The following is an 18,284-nucleotide window of genomic DNA, read 5'->3' on the forward strand; positions in this document are numbered from 1 at the left end:
TGGAGGATTAGCGAAGTGGCCAAACGCGGGAGACTGTAAATCTCTTCCTTCGGGTTCGGTGGTTCGAATCCATCATCCTCCACCAGTTTGTAGGGGCATAGTTTAAAGGTAGAACAAAGGTCTCCAAAACCTTTGGTGTGGGTTCAATTCCTGCTGCCCCTGCCAGATTTAATCTAGTGTGTAGCGTGGCGGTCGTGGCGAAGTGGTTAACGCATCGGTTTGTGGATCCGACATTCGGGGGTTCAATTCCCCTCGATCGCCCCATAACTCACACACAAACGAAGTATCTAGTGTTGGGGATTAGCCAAGCGGTAAGGCAACGGACTTTGACTCCGTCATTCCTAGGTTCGATCCCTAGATCCCCAGCCATCAATGCGGAAGTGGCTCAGCGGTAGAGCATCGCCTTGCCAAGGCGAGGGTCGCGGGTTCGATTCCCGTCTTCCGCTCCATTGATTTATTCTGGCGCCATAGCCAAGTGGTAAGGCAGAGCTCTGCAAAAGCTCTACCCCCAGTTCGAGTCTGGGTGGCGCCTCCACAATACCATAATGTGCGGCCTTAGCTCAGCTGGATAGAGCGTTTGACTACGAATCAAAAGGTCAGGAGTTCGAATCTCTTAGGCCGCGCCATTATCTTCTCAAAATGCCGGTGTGGCGGAATGGCAGACGCGCGCGACTCAAAATCGTGAGGGAAACCGTGGAGGTTCGAGTCCTCTCACCGGCACCAACTACGAAATGAAGCTCTTGGGATGAACAATCCTGAGAGTTTTTTGCATATTTTGGGACTTTGCACAAACGCCCGGGGTAGCGCAGATGGGATCATACCGGGTTCCATGCGACGGTTAGGGTGACCAACTGGGAGCAACTACCTGGAGGGGGCTACGAGCGTGGTTCCCTCCAGGATAGTTGAATAATCGAAGATATGCGAGGGCAGAATGTCCTGTTAGCTTGAATAAATGGTCAGGTTAAGCCTCCTGCATCCACAGTTTCAAGTTGCTTGTCGTCTGCAATATATCTTTACGCTGCTCTTCTCCCGAAATTTCGCGTTCGATGATGTATTCGCCAGTGAATCCGAGTTCTTTTAGCTTACGCATGAACACCGGATAATTGACTTTTCCTTCGCCTGCTTGCACTTCTTGTCCCAGATGGTCGCCATTCGTCGGATACAGCCCGTCCTTTACGTGAATATTGCGCACATAGGGGCCAATCGTATCAAGCGCGTCAACCGGGTTTCCTTTTCCGTATAGAATCAGATTCGCGGGATCAAAGTTAATGCCGAGATTGGATGTGCCTACTCGCTCAATGGTGCGAAGCAGCACGATTGGCGTTTCTTGACCCGTCTCGAACCAGAAACCGATTCCTTTGCTTTCGCAATATTCGGCCACCTCTCGAATGGCTTCTACGACTTGCGGATATGCTGGATCTGTCATATTCTCCGGAATAAAGCCGCAATGTGTAATAATCGCAGGAGCGCCGATCCATGTCGCAAAGTCCGCCCATCCCTTTAGCGCTTTGATCCTTTCCTCGCGATACTGCTCCGGTACAAGCCCCAGCGTGATGGGACCTTCAATAAAGTTCCAAACCCCCGGACCTGGAACACCTGCCCACACAGCACATATGCGCACGTTCGCCTCGCGCGCTTCCTTCACGACACGTTCGGCCACCTCTGGTGTGCAAAGCGCCGTGTCCCAACCGCAAAGCTGGCAGACACGAAAGTCGTATTGGCTGACAACCTGAAACATATTTTCCTTTTTGCTTGTATCAAGCAAATGAATAACGCCGATATCCATCTTAACTGCCTCCTTCAATGTAATAAGTTAGTCGATTTGTATAAACTGTCCGCCCGAGCTGGCTGATTTTCGCTCTGCTTCGACGATACGCAACGCAAGAAGAGAATCCTCCGGAGTAGAGGTGATGATGTCCTCGTCGTTCAACAGACGCTCAGCGAAATATTTAATTTCACGATAATAGCCGAGATTCCCATCATGCTCATAGACCCAGGCAGGCTCATTCGCCGGATAGACGGTTAATCGGCCAGCTTCAAACACGAGAGTTGCCGTATCCATATGAACACGGAAAGTCATTGCGAACCCGAATTCTCCCGGAAGCGACAAATCGGCATCAGCGTGAATGATCTTCCCGTCGGAATAACGGAAGTGCGCGGAAACGATATCATAGTGATCGCTGCACAGCGCCGATACCGACTCTGGCTTGCCGAATAAAAAGTTGATCATATCTACATCGTGAATATGCAAATCAACGAGCGCACCGCCGCTCTTATCGACTTGCAGCATCCAGTTTTCGTAAGACCATGTCGGCGCTCCGCCGCCTCTAAAGAAGGTAGCCGCCTTTACTTGTCCATATGTTGCGCTGTCTACCACGCTTTTTAAATATTCATATTCCGGCCAGAAACGAAGGCAATGCGCGATCATCAGCTTTTTCCCCGTAGCTGCCGCCGCCTCCAGCATAGCCCCCCCGTTGTCCGAATTCAGTGCAATCGGCTTCTCGCACAGGACGTGAAGTCCCTTGTTCAAGGACCGAATCGTAAACTCGTCATGCAAATAAGTGGGCAGCGTTATATCTACCATATCCATGTCTTCCTGAAAAAAAAGATCTGCATCCGTGAACGTGGAAACCTTGGACAAGTCGTACGTCCCGTTAGAATCGACTACGTTGCTATCTTGCTTGTTCCCCTTAAACTTTTGCTCATCGGTATCGAATATGGCAACCAGCTTAATCGGAAATCCCTCGCGCTCTAACTGAGCGTAGGCATCCAGGTGCACATGTCCGATCGATCCTAAACCGATCAATCCGACTTTAATCATTGTACCGTCAACTCCTTATCTGGTATTCAACTGACAGTCACCATGATAGCGCTTAAATCATGTTCTTGATTTAGATAATGGGTTGGTATATTTGCACTTTATATTGCATTATAGAACGGAGTATGTATACTTTAACTCAGAGGGGGCAGATGATGGACGTTATACCTTACAGGCTGAATGAACAAATTGTCGTTCACGATATTTACACCTGCTACTATTTTGAGTTGTCGAACCGACAACAATATACTGGGGAAAGTCATGATTTCTGGGAAATGGTTTACGTGGATAAAGGTGAAGTGAACGCCAATACGGAATCGGGCTATTATCGGCTTAATCAGGGCAATATTCTCGTTCATAGTCCGAATGAATACCATCAGCTGGAGAGCACCGGCAACAAAGCCCCAAATTTGTTCATCGTTACGTTTCGATGCGATAATGAGGCTATGACGTTTTTTGATGAACACAAGCTGTTTCGCATAGGACAAGTCGAGCACGGGGTGTTAGCGCGGTTGATGAAAGAAAGTTTGTATGCCTTCGGCTTGAATCTGTACCCGATCACTTCTAAACCGGATGCATTGTTCGCCTCGGAGCAGCTATTCAAAATTTATCTGGAGCAGTTGCTTATCTTGATTATTCGCAATGAACGAACGAACACCCCCCAATCCTCACTCTTATCAACCACGAGTGAAAATCAGAGTGTAAATTTGAGTAAACAAATAATACAATATTTGGAACGGAATATATCGAGCAAAATAACGCTGGACGACTTATGCGATCATTTCAACATAAGCCGAACGCAAATAAATATACTGTTCAAGCGATCTGTCGGCATTGGGATTATCGCATACCTCAATCAAATGAAAATCGAACATGCAAAAAAATACATCCGTGAAGAGAGCTTCAATTTGACCGAAATATCGAATCTGCTCGGGTACAGCAGCGTCCATTACTTCTCGCGCCACTTCAAGAAAACGGTTGGGATGACGCCGTCGGAGTATGCGAGAACGATTAAGGCAAGAAATGAGCCTGTTTCATAGGTAAAGCGTCACTTGATAACGGCTAGAGTAACTATGGTTGTCGGGAGCCGTCAGGAATAGCTATTGTGGGGAGTGTCAGAGTTTTCTGACGCTCCCTAATTATTTTTTCTGTATTTTAAGGGAGTCGTTCCAATCGCTTTTTTAAATAATTGGATGAAGTACGGGGGGCTTGGCAACCCAACCTTGATTCCAATCTGCTCCACGGATAAATCTGTAGTATGGAGCAAACGGCATGCTTGACGTATTCTCCGAACTGTCAAATATTCTCCGATACTGCTTCCTGTTTCATCACGAAATATGCGAGCTGCGTAAAATTTAGATAGGTGTACATATTCAGCGATACGATCCAAGGTCACTTCCTCAGCATAATGCTCTTCAATCCACCGCATGATCATTTCTGAATAGAATACCGGCTTGGCCATATCCTTTGAGTAAGAATTGTAGCTTCCATCTGTATCTGCATCGCGAATGATCGATAGCAGCTGTAAAAACAAAAAAGTGTTTTCTTCCTCAGATTCATCTTCAAACGTTGCTTTGGATTTGTTGAAGGAATACAGACAATGTTCAATCTGTTCAATGACGCCTGAAAGATCAAAAACAGTTGCTCCTATGTGGCCCTGCCATAATTTTTTGAAATAAGCCTGGCGCGAAGGGAATTCCGTTAAATTATGCATGACAATATTTTGATCAAAATGAATGCTTGTGCGGATATATGGATTCTCAGGTCCTGCCTTCATATACACTCGATGAAGTTTATAAGGCGGAAATAGAAATAACATTCCTGATCGAATATCGTAGGTTTGCTGATTAACGATAACTGAGCCGGTTCCTTCGTGAATAAACAGGATCTCGCAATGCTGATGCCAGTGATAGTAACCTTCAAAGTGCATATCCAACCGGCCATTATAGGCCCAATTGATGGTTCGTTCCCCCAATTTCACCTCTGCAAACAGTAGATTCACGTTTCATCCTCCGCACGATTACGACATTTATTCACATCTTATTGTAACTCACCATTTATTTGCATGGATATAATTATATTGTTGATTACGTATACTTCGCAAATGCTCATCCTCGAAACAGGAGTCGTTCAAGATGATCAAGCAAACGATGTACAAGACTGATTTGCATGTCTCCGTTATTTGTCTTGGAACAGCCTTACTCGGAGATAAGGTCAATGAGAAAGAATCATTCCGTTTATTGGACTCTTATGTTGATCTTGGAGGTAATTTTCTCGATACTGCTCTGGCATATGGAGGGTGGAGTGGGCCAGCTAAAGCGGCTAGTGAAAAAACAATCGGCAAATGGCTGAAGCTAAACAAGCGCCATGGGCGGATCATAGTCGGCACGAAAGGAGCTTGCCCAACAACGGAACGCTTCTTCCGATTGTCGCGAACGGATATTCTATCTGATCTGCATAATAGCCTTGAAAACCTGCAAACGGATTGCTTGGATCTGTATTGGCTCCATCGCGATGATCCTGCCAGACCGGTAGAAGAGGTGATTGACTTATTGAATGAACAGGTCCAGGCCGGGAAAATTCGTTATTTCGGTTGCTCTAACTGGACTCTGCCTCGGATTCAAGCAGCACAAACATACGCTGAGCAACATAACAAACAAGGATTTTGCGCGAATCAGCCGATGTGGAGCTTGGCCCAACCCAATCTCGAATATCTCGAGGATCAAACCATCGTGCACATGGATAACGAGATGAAAAAATATCATGAGCTCCATGAAATGCCAGCCATACCGTTTGCTTCACAAGCCGGCGGTTTTTTTAGCGGACGTTATCGTCGTGGCGAGGCAGTTCATCCAGACAAGGATTGTTTCTCCAAGCTTTATTACAATGAGAAAAATTTTAATAAGCTTGAACGGGTTTTGGAAGTGGCGAGACAGTATCAGAAATCACCTGTTGTGATCGCACTTTCTTATTTGTTGTCGCAACCTTTTGCGGTGTTTCCGATCATAGGCTCTTATACGACCAGTCAGTTGACAGAAAGCTGCGCTGCAGGCGACTTCCGTTTGGATGCCGATACATGGCGGTACATAGACGGGATATAGGCTATCACTATAATCACAAAATTGGGGGAAAATAAAATGATTAATATAGCAGTAATTGGATATGGATACAGAGGGAAAGTATTGAGTGACCTTATCGTAAAGTTAAATGAAAATGTAAAAATCAGTGCAATCGTTGATCCCCGCAAGCAAGAGATAATTGATGAACTGGGAGTCGCGGCCGCTCATATCCGTTTTTACGATACAGAGGATGAATTGTTAGAGCGCGAGCAACTGGACGGCGTAATTATAGCAACTAGATGTTCGACACATGCACAAATTGCAATAAAAGTATTAGAGAAGAAAATTCCGATTATTCTTGAAAAGCCAGTCTCCACAAATGCAGCAGATTTAATGGCGCTAAAATCGGCATATGAACGATGCAAGACAGCTGTCGCTGTTCCATTTTCATTGCGGCTAAGCCCGCTTGGTCAAGCAGCCAAGGAAATTGTGAGCTCCGGAAAGCTGGGAAAAATCGAGCATGTTCAGGCAATCAACAATGTCTCGTATGGATCTGTCTATTATCAGAATTGGTACCGGGATGAGAATGAAACGGGCGGGATGTTTCTGCAGAAGGCAACACATGATTTTGATCTTATTCAATCTATTGTAGGACTGAAACCGACCTGGGTCAGCGCGATGAAATCCAAGCAAATATTTAAAGGGAACAAACCCGCCGGATTGACATGCGAATCCTGTGAAGAAGAGGATGTCTGCCCTGAAAGCGCTACCCTGCATCGAAGAAGAGGAGAGCCTGTACACGGGGACATGTGCTGCTTCGCATCGGATACGGGAAATGAAGATTCCGGAAGCGCGCTTATTGAATATGAGAGCGGCATGCATGCCAGTTATTCACAAAACTTTTTTGCCCGGAATCATGCGGCGACGCGTAAATTTCGTTTTTTGGGCTACAAAGGTACATTGGAATTTGACTACTACACCAATAAGATTGAAGTCTATATGCATCACACGAATCGAATGGAAACGTATGAAATCCCCCCTGGGAATGATACCCATGGCGGTGGCGACATCGTTGTCTGCGAAAGTCTATTGGATACGATCAGATTCGGTGCGCCATCCAAAACCCCTTTTGAAGAAGCACTGCTGAGTGCCTTGCTGTGCATGAAGGCTAAAAAGTCGGCTGAAACAAGAGAGTTTCAGGAAGTCATATGGCCGAGTTGACGGTTGCTTGTCTGAAAGCTTTGCTTCAATAACAAACGGCAGCATGTCATCGATAAACGGGGGGGAGAGGAGATACGTTAATGATGAAGGGGAAAACGGAACGATCAACAGGATTCACAAGGGGTAGCAAGAAAAAAAACAGAAAAATCATCATGTACATGGTCTTTGCCGTCCTCATGCTTGGAGCAGTCGGATATGGATTGACTTATGTGCCCGATGATGGCGAGCCATTTATCGCTCCTATCAATGAAGATGTACTTAGCAAGCCCATATTTACAGTACAATCCTTGTTGCAAAAGCATGAACCTTACGGCCGAATATTAAACGCTTACATGGCGGGCGGATACAGTGATTACGAAGGTAATGACATCATCATTGGCGGCATGGACTATTCGAACTCGAAAGGAGAAATTGAGAACAAGACCATACTGGGTAACCAAGCCGCAGTGTCAGAAGGAGTCGATTCATTTCTAGAATGGAGCATTCAGGTTCCCGAGTCTGCCATGTATGAGATTGAAATCCGTTATTTGGCGTTAGCGGGGAAAAATGTTGGGGTGGAAAGGTCGTTGACGATTGATGGAATAAGTCCATTTGACGAAGCTTCCCGGCTGCTGTTCCCCCGGCTCTGGACGGACGATCCAAGTCTCGCGCTGGACAACCAAGGGAATGAGATTAGATCCCCCCAGACGGAGAAGGTTGCTTGGCAAACGAAAAGCTTCGATCACCCTGAAGGTTTTTACAAACGCCCTTACAAGTTTTATTTGACGGCAGGTACGCATGTGCTTCGTCTTACAGATATTAAAGAACCGATGGCTATTTCCAGACTGACGTTAAAAAAGCCCACTGCATTGCCTACTTATGAGATAAAGAAAGCCGAATATTTGAGCGCAAGCTACAAAGCTGGCGCAGCTGGGATCATTAAAAAGCAGGCTGAGCATCCCGTTGATAAATCGGAAATGTCATTGCGTTCGGAATGGAGTAACGATCCGCTGAGCGAGCCGAATGCGACCAAAAACATCATCTACAATACGTTCGGCGGGGATCGTTGGAAACGTGGGGGACAGTCGGTGACATGGGAACTCGATGTTCCCGCAGACGGTTTATATCAACTGGCATTCCGCTACATGACGCCGGCGTTTAATACGGCTAGCTATAGAACCCTTCTCATTGATGGCGAAATCCCGTTTGCGGAGATGGAAGAATACGCCTTCCCATTCGTTAAGGGCTGGAGAACAGAAGCAGTGAAGGATCCTACTGACACACCGTACCAGTTTTATTTATCCAAGGGCAAGCATCGCCTCACACTCGTATCCAAGGTTGGCCCATTAAGAGAAACGGTTTTTCAGATTAATGAAGTCGCTAATATGATGAATGAACTGAGTCGTCAAGTCGTTCAAGTGACTGCGGCAACGAAGGATGCAACAGGAAAAATCACAAGCGACAAATACCAGGATTGGGATCTGGAAGCCAAAATTTCGAACTTGATGGAGACCTTGACGACTGCGAAGGAAGCGATCGCAAACATTGCTGATGCAGTTGTCGAAGCGAACGGGAACAAACGCCCAACCTATATGACTGCATTTTCATCGATGTCGCATTTGCTCGATGGCATGATTAAAGATACGGAAACGATCCCTTATCAATTGAACGAGCTCTCTACAGCGCTCGGAGCGCTCGGATCAGCCATCACCAATATTACGGAGCAGCCGTTGTTTATAGACTATATTGCATATGGCGATCCCTCCCATGCCCTGCCGCGCGGAGCATCAACTTATGGAGAAAATCTGATCGGCATTGCCAATCAATTTGTTTATTCATTTCGGGAAGACGGCAGCCAGGTTGGCGATGTATACAATCAGTCGAACAGCGATGATCAGCCCGTGCTAAACGTGTGGGTTGCCCGCGGCCGCGAGTGGGTGAGCATCGTGAAAGATTTGATTGATGAAGATTTTACGCCAAAGACAGGGATTCAAGTGAACATCAATACGGTTCCGATGGGCTCTGAACATCTCCTGCTGCTTGCTTATACTGCGGACAAAGCACCGGATGTGGCTCTGGGCATATCTCCTCAGACGCCTGTTGAATTCGCAATACGGAATGCGCTAGTGGATTTGAATCAATTTTCGGATCTGCAAAAGGTAAAAGAACGTTTTGTGAAGTCGGCGTTTATTCCGTACGAGTATAACAACGGTTTGTATGCGCTGCCAGAAACGCAAGATTTCCAAATGATGTTCTATCGGGAAGATATATTTAACTCGTTGGGGATCGAACCTCCGCAAACCTGGAAAGACGTGTATAAAATACTGCCTATCTTGCAGGAGTATGAAATGGAGTTCTATTATCCCGATGGGGCGGGGGGATATTCCCCGTTTTTGTTCCAGCGTGGCGGGGATTTTTATACGAAACACGGTTTGAAGTCTGCGTTGGATACACCGGAAGCGCTAGACGCATTTAAGGAATGGACGGACTTGATGAACAATTATAAGTTGCCTTTAAAAGCGGACTTCTACCAGCGTTTCCGCACGGGTCAGATGCCTGTGGGCATCGCCGGCTATGACCTGTACGTCCGTCTTATGACTGCTGCGCCTGAATTGAGCGGACTATGGAAAATGGCGCCGATTCCGGGAATAGTGAGAGACGATGGTGGGATCGATCGATCAACCGGAGGCTCCGGACAAACAGCAGTTATCCTTGCATCTTCGAGAAACAAGGAAGCGTCTTGGGAGCTGCTGAAGTGGTGGACGGAGGATAACACTCAGATTCGTTATGGGATTGAGCTGGAGGGTCTGCTCGGCGCCGGCTCACGTTGGAATACGGCAAACGTTGAGGCGATGAAGGGGATGGCGTGGAGCAAGGAAGAGTTGGCGGCGATATTGGAGCAGTGGTCATGGTTTAAAGAACAACCCGTCGTATTAGGCGGATATTATACTTCGCGTCATCTCATGAACGCATGGAATCGAACGGTCATTACCGGGGATAATGCAAGGATCGCGCTTGAGGATGCTTATAAAGAAATAAATAAAGAGCTGCTGCGCAAACAAGAAGAATTCGCCGGTAAGAAGGGTTCTGGCAAAAAGCCTGAAACAGCGGCTCAGCAATTGGGGGAAGGCGGAGCTAATGGATGAAGCTCAATAAGATTGTTAGCGCACACATGAACGATGTTCCAATGAGTCGTGGTCTAATCGCTTTACGAAATTTAATGCAAATAATGAAAGCGATATGGAAATGGCGGATTTCATACTTATTTCTCGCCCCCTTCTTTATCCTGTTTGCCATTTTTATTATTGCGCCGACACTGACGTCTATCGGACTCAGTTTTACTTATTACAATATTTTAGAACCAGCGCGATTTACCGGGTGGTCAAACTTCAAAATGCTGTTCGTAGATGATGACATCTTTATTACAGCTCTGGTAAACACGCTCTATTTTGCATTGGTTACCGGGCCGATCGGATATATTCTCGCCTTTTTTTTCGCCTGGCTCATTCATCAAATCCCGAAACGTTTAAGGCCTTATTATACAACCGTCTTTTATGTCCCTTCCCTCACGAGCGGCGTGGCGATGTCAGTCGTATGGCTCGTCCTGTTCGCAAATGACAGCTATGGTTATTTAAATACATTTTTGATGAATTACGGATTAATTGATGAGCCGGTTCAGTGGCTGGCGGATGTCAAGCTGATAATGCCCGTCATCATCGTGATCTCCTTATGGATGAGTTTCGGAACGAGCTTTCTTGCCTTCTTGGCGGGTTTCGAGACGATCAATACGGAATTGTACGAGGCAGGCAAGATCGACGGTATCCGTTCCCGATTTCAGGAATTATGGTGGATTACGATTCCTTCTATGAAACCGCAAATGCTGTTTGGCGCTGTTTTGGCCGTGGTAGGCGCATTTAAAGTCGGTGAAATAAGCAGTGCTGTTGCCGGCTTTCCGAGTCCTTTATATGCCGGTCATACTATAGTGCTGCATTTGCACGACTACGCCGTGCTTCGCTATGAGATGGGCTATGCTGCAGCGATTTCCGTCGTTTTGTTCGTTCTCATCTACGTTCTAGGTAAATTGTGCTTCCGTATATTTGCCTCGAAGGGAGAATTATGATGGGAAAACGACGCAAGTTTAAAAAACTCGATCTTGGCCTAACCGGCACTATGATTTTTCTGACGTTACTTGGCCTATTAATGTCGTTGCCCTTAGTGTTTCTTATAAGTACTGCCTTCAAGCCGACCGAGGAATTGTTTCTTTATCCGCCGCGCTTTTTTGTGCAGAATCCGACATTGGAAAGCTTCCGGAGCCTGATCGTTTCCACAACAGACAGCAGAATACCTTTTATCAGATATTTGTTTAATAGTTTGTTCGTGACAGGCATCACCGTATTTTTGACAGTCATTATCGGTTCGCTTGCCTGCTATCCATTGGCTAAGCACCCGTTTCCGGGACGTAATATGCTGTTTGGTCTCATTATTGTATCTCTGATGTTTGCTCCGGAAGTGGTTGAGATTCCGCGCTATTTGATCGTCACGAAGTTAGGATTAATCGATACATACGGAGCATTGATCCTGCCCAGTCTGGCCTTTCCGATCGGATTGTTTCTTATGAAGCAGTTTTTGGAGCAAGTGCCTGATGAAATTTTTGAGGCAGGTAAAATCGACGGTGCGACGGAGTGGACGCTGTTTCAAAAAATTGCGTTGCCGCTTATTCGCCCAGCTTGGGCCACGATTGTCATTCTAAGCTTTACAGCGATATGGAACGACGCGGGTTCGCCGGCACTGTTTACACAGTCGGAGCAAATGAAAACATTGCCTTACTATTTGTCGACTGTCAATGGACAAGGAATTGCGCGTGCCGGCGCGAATGCTGCTGCTACTTTCCTGATGACGGTGCCGACAGTGCTCATCTTCGTGCTGTTTCAACGCCGAGTGTTGTCAACTATGGCACACTCAGGAATTAAATCGTAAGGGGGCCGGAGCATGAGACGATTATGGGGCAAGCAAGCGCTGCTTTTAATGGTTCTGGTTATCCTGGCCATCATGCAGCCGGCAGAGGAAGTCCAGGCGAAGGTACCTTATCCGAACTATTTGCTTAGCCCGGATGGATTGTTTTTACCGGTTCCGGCACCGTACGTACCGGATTCCATGATTCTATTGGACGACAAAACGGAGGGTGCCTTCAAGAAACCGCAAGATTTGTTTATTGATAAGAACAATCGGCTATATGTAGCCGATACTGGCAATAACCGAATTGTCATGATGGATGATCAGGGCAACGTTCTGCGTACATACGGAACCGATGAGAGCTTGACGAAGGAAAGCGGCAAGCTGAGCGAGCCGCGTGGCGTATTCGTTGCTGATGACGGTACGTTATTTGTAGCCGACACGGGGAACAAGAGACTCGCAGAATTTGACCCGAACGGTACTTTTGTGCGCTCGTTTGAGCAGCCGGACTCCGAATTGCTTGGCGCGGATTTTGTCTATCAGCCCGTTAAAGTCGTCATGGATTCCAGAGGTTTTTTTTACGTTGTCAGCCAAGGCACACAAAAAGGGCTGATGATGCTGGATCCGGAAGGGAAGTTCCGAGGTTTTTTTGGCGCGAATAAAGTGCAAATCAGCTTCGTTGATGCGCTGGTGCACACGTTCTATTCAAAAGATCAGCGTAAAGGAAAAATCGTCAATTTACCTTATTCGTTCAATAACGTGGCGCTGTCGCCTAATGGATTCATTTATACGACAACAACCGGGCAAGCAAGCAAGCAGGTGAGGAAGCTTAATGCAGTTGGCGGCGATATATTTCCGAACGACAGCCGCGACTTTTCAGACAAATCGTTCCATTATGGCACGCTCATTCAGAACTTCGTCGACGTAGCAATCGATCGCAGAAGCAACATGACGATTATAGACAAACAGTATGGACGGATGTATCAATACGACGAGATGGGGAGGATGCTTTACGCGTTCGGCTCGAACGGCAGCGGCTACGGTATGACTAGTGCTCCCGTTGCATTAGAGGTCGATGAACAAGGGAATTTATATGTGCTCGACGAAGTCCGCAACTTGATCCAGACCTTTAGTCCGACCCCATTCGCCAATTTGGTGCACGAGGCCAATGAGCTCTATGTGCAAGGGAAATACACAGAATCGTTTGAGCCTTGGAAGCGAGTACGTCAAGTCGATAGCTTTTACGAGCTTGCGCTGCAGGCGATGGGACAGTCGAAGCTGCGCCAGGAAGAGTATACAGCGGCTATGGAATATTTTAAAGCTGCTTATGACAAAAGTGGTTTTTCGGATGCTTATTATGAAGCGCGTCGAATTATTGCACGTGAACATTTTGGGACAATCGCCACAACATCAGTGATCGTCATGATGCTTATCTATCTGTTTTACAAATGGAATGCACGCAGATGGCGAGTACGACCGGAAAGCAAACCTCTCTTACGCATGCCGCGGCTTATCAAGCAGATGTTCTTTGTCATGATGCATCCCGTGCAAGGCTTCGAGGCTCTCAGATACGAAGGCAAAGGGAGGTTAGGCGATGCGTTTATCATTATTGGCGCTTATTTAGTCATCAGTGTTCTTGGATATTTAATTCCGAGCTTCTTGTATGAGCCTATGCCGCTTCAATCCGTCAACTGGCAAGCGGTCATCCGTAATGCGCTGTTGCCCTGGGTGTTATGGAGTGTCGTAAACTACGGAATTACGTCGATTTCTTCCGGGGAAGGGCGCATTCGTGATGTGTTTATTGGTACAGCGTACTGCTTTACGCCATTCGTATTTTTTTCGGTGCCGCTCTTGCTGCTGACTCATGTGCTGTCATTAAACGAAATGAAATTTTATGATTTGTTTCAACAAGTGATGCTGCTCTGGACGATCTTACTGATTTTCATCAAAGTCCGTGAAACTCACAGTTACGACACCGGAAAAGCAATAGGGGTTACGTTAGCAACAGCAATAGGTTGCGTCATCGTCATCACTTTGTACATTGTCCTGTATGGAATGGCAATCAATTTGGCTGACTTTGCGCAACAGATTGTCAAGGAGGTGTCGTATATTGGTGCATAATTTTTTATCTCGCAAACGGATTGGAGTGGCTGTCAAAACGGTCATCTTTCTGCTTGTGCTGTCAATCATGATTTGGAACATGGTGCCGCAGGGGGAAAAAACAATTGTGTTCACCCACGAACAATCTGATCTTCTTCCCGCTGCGAAGCATGTAAGAGCCGATCTGTCCCAGAAAGATGGGCTTATCGTGTATGCCGAAGATGACCGACATCGTTTATCCGCCGATCTCGGCGCACAACTATTTATGATTACGGATAAGCAAAGCGGTTATGTCTGGACAAGCAGTCCGGATTTAAGCCAAGAAAGTACGGTGGGAGAGGCGTCACGCCATATTGCCAACTCACCGGTCATGTTTACTTATACGACTAAGTTCAAAGAATTGAAAACGACGAGCTTATTCGCAGAAAAGACATCCTATCAAGTAAATGCGATCGATAAGGGGCTTCAGATTCATTACAGATTAGATCAATTGGGTATCTCGTTTGTGATGGAGGTTGTATTGGAGGATGACGGGTTAAGTGTTCGCTTCCCCCATGAAAGCATCGTTGAGGAAGGCAACTTCTTGACTTCGATTATCGCTTTCCCGATGTTCGGTGCGGCAAAGCAAGGCGAGAGCGGTTATATGGTCATTCCTGATGGCTCAGGTGCGATTACTCATTTTGATCAATCACATAAGCTGTATGATAACCGAGGTTATGAAAAATGGATTTATGGAATCGACCCGACATTCGATACGCAAACTGCGCCGATTCAAGGGGAACAAATCTTAATTCCCGCTATCGGCATGGTAAAGGAACATGTCGGATATGTGCAGACAGCAACGCAAGGCTCGGAAGATGCGAAGCTTTATATGAATCCTCCCGGAGTCTTAGGTCTGGACTATTACCGCGGCGGAGTTGAGTTTATTATCCGGAAGTCGTATTACACTCGTGTGGGCGGTGTACAAAATAACATTCTTCGCATTGAACAGAACATGATTATCGCCAACCGGGAGCTGCGGTTCGATTTCGTCTCCGGTAAAGAAGTATCCTACGTTCAACTGGCCAAGGCAGTCAAAAACCGTTTACTTCCACTATTGGGGCTGGCCAGTTCGGCAAATCAAGTCAATCTATCAAAAGATTCACTAAACAATGCTGTGCTGCTTCGTCTGTTTATGAGCGTCGAGACTCGCGGTGGCGGACTTTCTAAGAAGCTTAAGACGGCTACGACGTTCGGCGAGGCGCAAACCATCGCTGAATTTTACAAAGCTCAAGGAGTTGAGCATTTCGAGCTGGAGCTGAAGGGCTGGTACGATGGCGGTTACTTTGGCAGACTCCCTGGTAAATTTCCAGTAGAAAGTAAGATTGGCGGAAACTCCGGAATGAAAAAGTTGATCGAGTGGGCGAACGAATCAAACATTCCGTTGTCGGTTGAAAATAACGATTTGGATGTGTACCACGAGAAGAAAGCAAATGTGAGTTTGCGTAATGATGTGGTGCGAAAACCGGATGGCAGCGTCTACTCCTATCATCCGATAGGTACAACAGGTTGGTATCGCAGTGAGGTGGATTGGCACACTTTACGTCCGGAAATGGCAGACAAGGAGCGTATCAACAACCTGGAGAAACTGAAAATGCTTGGTATAAGTTCTATCAATGAACGTAATCTAGGCGAACAATTGTTTAGCGATTACAGCATGCATGAGCCTTTGCGCCGTTCGCAGACGGCCGCGTACTTCGAACAATGGCTGGCGCAGGATAAAGAGAAGCTTGGATCGGCAGGCGTGTATGGCGGTCATGTATATGCATTAAAGCATGCCGATCGCATTCTCGACATGACGCAAGCGACCTCGTTTGACTACTTGCTGGATGAACAAATTCCGTTTGTCCAACTCATTTATCACGGCGTTAAACCTTATTATACGAGCGCGATCAACCTGGCGGATCTGCCGCAAACAGAGCTGCTGCGCGCTGTGGAATATGGAGCACTCCCGTCTTTTGAACTGACCTATTTGGCCACGACTGATTTGAAGTTTACATACTATGACAAATTATTCAGCGCCCAATATGAAGAATGGAGGGATACGGTGCTGCTTGCCTACAAGATGTGGCAGGATGTAGGGGCGCGAACGGTGAGGCAGGAGATGATTGATCATTTAAAACTGAACAAAGACGTATCTCGCACGATGTATGAGGACGGAACTACTGTCTGGGTGAATTATGGCGAGTCTGTGTTTATGGCGGATAACATAAGAGTCGAACCGGGTCATTACACAGTTCGGGCGGGGGGGAGTTAATCCATGCGCAAAAAAAAGTTGTTCGGCTATGAACGCAGACGCATGTTCGAAGGCATGTTTTTTGTTTCGCCATGGGTTTTAGGCTTTGCGGTTTTTATGTTGTACCCGCTCTACTCTTCCCTGAAGATCAGCTTTACATCGTCCACGCTGTCTAATCTCATGGGCGGTAATTACGTTGGGATAACCAACTATAAAAATGTTACCATCGATCCCAATTTTGGGAAACTGTTTTTGGGTACCATTACCCGGTCGCTGATTGACATTCCTGTCGTCGTTATTTTTGCTCTTTTTATTGCGGTACTCCTTAACAGCAAAATTATCGGACAAAGCTACTTTCGCGCCTTTTTCTTTGTACCTGTGTTTATTGCCGGTGCAGTCATGAACTTGCTTTTTGCAAACAATCCGACCGACTATAGCATCTTCGACAAACTGGCCGGCGGCATGATGGTTGTGAGCGATATGATCGGTTCCGATGTATTCAACCGGATTGGCCTCTTATTTTGGCGAAGCAGCGTTGAGATCCTTATCTTCTTGGCTGGACTGCAAAGTATTCCGCGAACGCAATATGAAGCGGCTCAAGTGGATGGAGCGACGGCTTGGGAATGTTTTTGGAAAATCACGTTGCCATATCTCTCAGGTGTAATATTGTTGAACTTCATTTATGCCACGATCGATTCTTTTACCGAATCTACGAATCCGATCATGAAGTTTATGCAGATGAAAGTGTTTGAACAGTTGGATTTCGGCTATGCCGCTTCATTAAGCTGGATGTACTTCGGGGTCGTCTTGCTGTTTATCGCCTTTATTATGATCATTGGAAGGAGGTTCGTATACTATGGCGGGGACGTCCGTTAATTATAAGCAAATGCTCGAGAAATACAAGAATCGCAATTTCGTTCAACGGTATGGCCGCAAAACGCGCACCTTGTTGATGAAAATGCTGACGTACCTTGTGCTGCTGGAACTGTCGTTCATTTTTCTGCTGCCGGTGTTTTATATGTTTGTAACGGCTATCAAGTCACCTCAAGACTTGCTCGACTCGACGATTGTTTGGGTGCCGAGTGGCATTCACTGGGATAATTTTGTTAAAGCTTTTCACTTGATCAAATTCACAGAAGCGGTGACGAATTCACTCATGATTACCGTGCTGGCTTGTCTGGGTCAGGTGCTATCGTGTGCGATCGCCGGTTATGGTTTTGGGCGGTACAAATTTCCGGGGATCAACATCTTGTTTTTACTCGTTTTATTGAGCTTGCTTATACCGCCGCAGACCATCATCATCGCCTTATTTACGCTGTTTCATAAATTCGGTTGGCTTAATTCGTATTTGCCGTTTATCATACCTGCGTTTTTTGGCCAGGGACTGCGGGGCGCGTTATTCGTGCTCATCTTCCGGCAATTTTTTCGCAATATGCCTCGAGAGCTTGAAGAAGCGGCGCGTATTGACGGCGCAGGTCCAATTCGACTATTCGTACAGATTATGCTGCCGCTGGCTAAACCGGCAATCGTAATCGTCGCGATGTTCTCGTTCGTATGGCATTGGAACGATAACTACCAGCCGATGATCTACTTGAATCGGGAAGAGTTCTTTACATTGCCCCTGCGTTTGGAATCGCTTAGCTCCGTGTTTAACCGAGCTCTAGGCTTGGATGCGGATGGCGGTTTGAATTTGCCGATACATATGGCTGCGTGTTTGATGGTCGTGCTCCCCGTATTTATTTTGTATCTAGTCGGGCAGCGCTACTTATCGGAAAGTATTGAACGTACAGGTTTTGGTGGCGAATAATAAACGCACGATTACAACATTTCATCGCTCTATTTTTAAACACCAGCACTGCACTCATTGCTATAATTCTAA

At 46.5% G+C, this 18,284-nt stretch carries 13 protein-coding genes and 8 tRNA genes; 18 read left to right on the forward strand and 3 right to left on the reverse strand.

The features are described 5' to 3' along the window. Position 1: 1 nt before the first annotated feature. From B1748_RS25070 to B1748_RS25105, 8 genes are all read left to right on the forward strand, one after another. Positions 2-85 (forward strand) — tRNA-Tyr (locus B1748_RS25070). Between the two features lie 6 nt (positions 86-91). Further along, positions 92-165: transfer RNA gene (locus B1748_RS25075), tRNA-Trp, on the forward strand. Positions 166-188: 23 nt separating this feature from the next. Next, a tRNA-His gene (locus tag B1748_RS25080) sits at positions 189-264 on the forward strand. A gap of 30 nt (positions 265-294) precedes the next feature. Then, positions 295-369 (forward strand) — tRNA-Gln (locus B1748_RS25085). Between the two features lie 5 nt (positions 370-374). Next, positions 375-449, forward strand: a tRNA-Gly gene (locus tag B1748_RS25090). 12 nt (positions 450-461) lie between these two features. Further along, positions 462-535, forward strand: a tRNA-Cys gene (locus B1748_RS25095). 14 nt (positions 536-549) lie between these two features. Beyond that, positions 550-626, forward strand: a tRNA-Arg gene (locus B1748_RS25100). A 15-nt stretch (positions 627-641) separates the two neighbouring features. Next, a tRNA-Leu gene (locus tag B1748_RS25105) sits at positions 642-723 on the forward strand. 238 nt (positions 724-961) lie between these two features. On the opposite strand, the gene B1748_RS25110 is transcribed toward B1748_RS25105, so the two are convergent. After that, positions 962-1,786 (reverse strand): sugar phosphate isomerase/epimerase family protein, encoded by an 825-nt coding sequence (locus B1748_RS25110; RefSeq protein WP_087570689.1) that lies wholly within the window; start codon positions 1,784-1,786, stop codon positions 962-964. Between the two features lie 27 nt (positions 1,787-1,813). Then, entirely contained in the window at positions 1,814-2,821 is a 1,008-nt protein-coding gene (locus B1748_RS25115; RefSeq protein ID WP_087570690.1) for a Gfo/Idh/MocA family protein, read from the reverse strand. A gap of 152 nt (positions 2,822-2,973) precedes the next feature. On the opposite strand from B1748_RS25115, the gene B1748_RS25120 reads away from it, so the two are divergent. Continuing rightward, the gene (locus B1748_RS25120; RefSeq protein ID WP_179215818.1) at positions 2,974-3,858 is read left to right on the forward strand and encodes an AraC family transcriptional regulator; all 885 of its coding nucleotides are present in this window, start codon (positions 2,974-2,976) and stop codon (positions 3,856-3,858) included. A gap of 95 nt (positions 3,859-3,953) precedes the next feature. On the opposite strand, the gene B1748_RS25125 is transcribed toward B1748_RS25120, so the two are convergent. Then, positions 3,954-4,820, reverse strand: a complete 867-nt coding sequence (locus tag B1748_RS25125) for an AraC family transcriptional regulator (RefSeq protein ID WP_087570692.1) — start codon at positions 4,818-4,820, stop codon at positions 3,954-3,956. A 133-nt stretch (positions 4,821-4,953) separates the two neighbouring features. Between B1748_RS25125 and B1748_RS25130 the strand changes: the two genes are divergently transcribed. The 9 genes from B1748_RS25130 to B1748_RS25170 all read left to right on the forward strand — a co-directional run bounded on the left by B1748_RS25130 (position 4,954) and on the right by B1748_RS25170 (position 18,212). Then, a complete protein-coding gene (locus B1748_RS25130; RefSeq protein WP_087570693.1) occupies positions 4,954-5,919 on the forward strand; it encodes an aldo/keto reductase in 966 nt (321 codons plus the stop codon). A gap of 36 nt (positions 5,920-5,955) precedes the next feature. Beyond that, a complete protein-coding gene (locus B1748_RS25135; protein ID WP_256975913.1) occupies positions 5,956-7,098 on the forward strand; it encodes a Gfo/Idh/MocA family protein in 1,143 nt (380 codons plus the stop codon). Between the two features lie 80 nt (positions 7,099-7,178). Further along, positions 7,179-10,223 (forward strand): extracellular solute-binding protein, encoded by a 3,045-nt coding sequence (locus B1748_RS25140; RefSeq protein ID WP_087570694.1) that lies wholly within the window; start codon positions 7,179-7,181, stop codon positions 10,221-10,223. Continuing rightward, positions 10,220-11,197 carry a carbohydrate ABC transporter permease gene (locus tag B1748_RS25145; RefSeq protein ID WP_256975914.1) on the forward strand — a complete coding sequence of 326 codons (978 nt, stop codon included), beginning with the start codon at positions 10,220-10,222 and terminating at the stop codon, positions 11,195-11,197. Before B1748_RS25140 ends, B1748_RS25145 begins: the two co-directional genes overlap by 4 nt. Then, a complete protein-coding gene (locus tag B1748_RS25150) occupies positions 11,194-12,054 on the forward strand; it encodes a carbohydrate ABC transporter permease (protein ID WP_087570695.1) in 861 nt (286 codons plus the stop codon). The genes B1748_RS25145 and B1748_RS25150 overlap by 4 nt, the downstream gene beginning before the upstream one ends. Before the next feature lie 12 nt (positions 12,055-12,066). Beyond that, positions 12,067-14,151, forward strand: coding sequence for a YIP1 family protein (locus B1748_RS25155; RefSeq protein WP_087570696.1), 2,085 nt, complete (start codon positions 12,067-12,069; stop codon positions 14,149-14,151). Next, a complete protein-coding gene (locus B1748_RS25160) occupies positions 14,144-16,426 on the forward strand; it encodes a DUF5696 domain-containing protein (protein ID WP_256975927.1) in 2,283 nt (760 codons plus the stop codon). The genes B1748_RS25155 and B1748_RS25160 overlap by 8 nt, the downstream gene beginning before the upstream one ends. 3 nt (positions 16,427-16,429) lie before the next feature. Next, positions 16,430-17,281: a carbohydrate ABC transporter permease gene (locus tag B1748_RS25165; protein ID WP_087570698.1), complete on the forward strand. Its 852-nt coding sequence runs from the start codon at positions 16,430-16,432 to the stop codon at positions 17,279-17,281. Next, positions 17,262-18,212, forward strand: a complete 951-nt coding sequence (locus B1748_RS25170) for a carbohydrate ABC transporter permease (protein WP_087570699.1) — start codon at positions 17,262-17,264, stop codon at positions 18,210-18,212. Before B1748_RS25165 ends, B1748_RS25170 begins: the two co-directional genes overlap by 20 nt. Positions 18,213-18,284 lie beyond the last annotated feature (72 nt).

The organism is Paenibacillus sp. MY03 (genome assembly GCF_002165585.1).
GTDB classification, from domain to species: Bacteria; Bacillota; Bacilli; order Paenibacillales; family Paenibacillaceae; genus Pristimantibacillus; species Pristimantibacillus agaridevorans.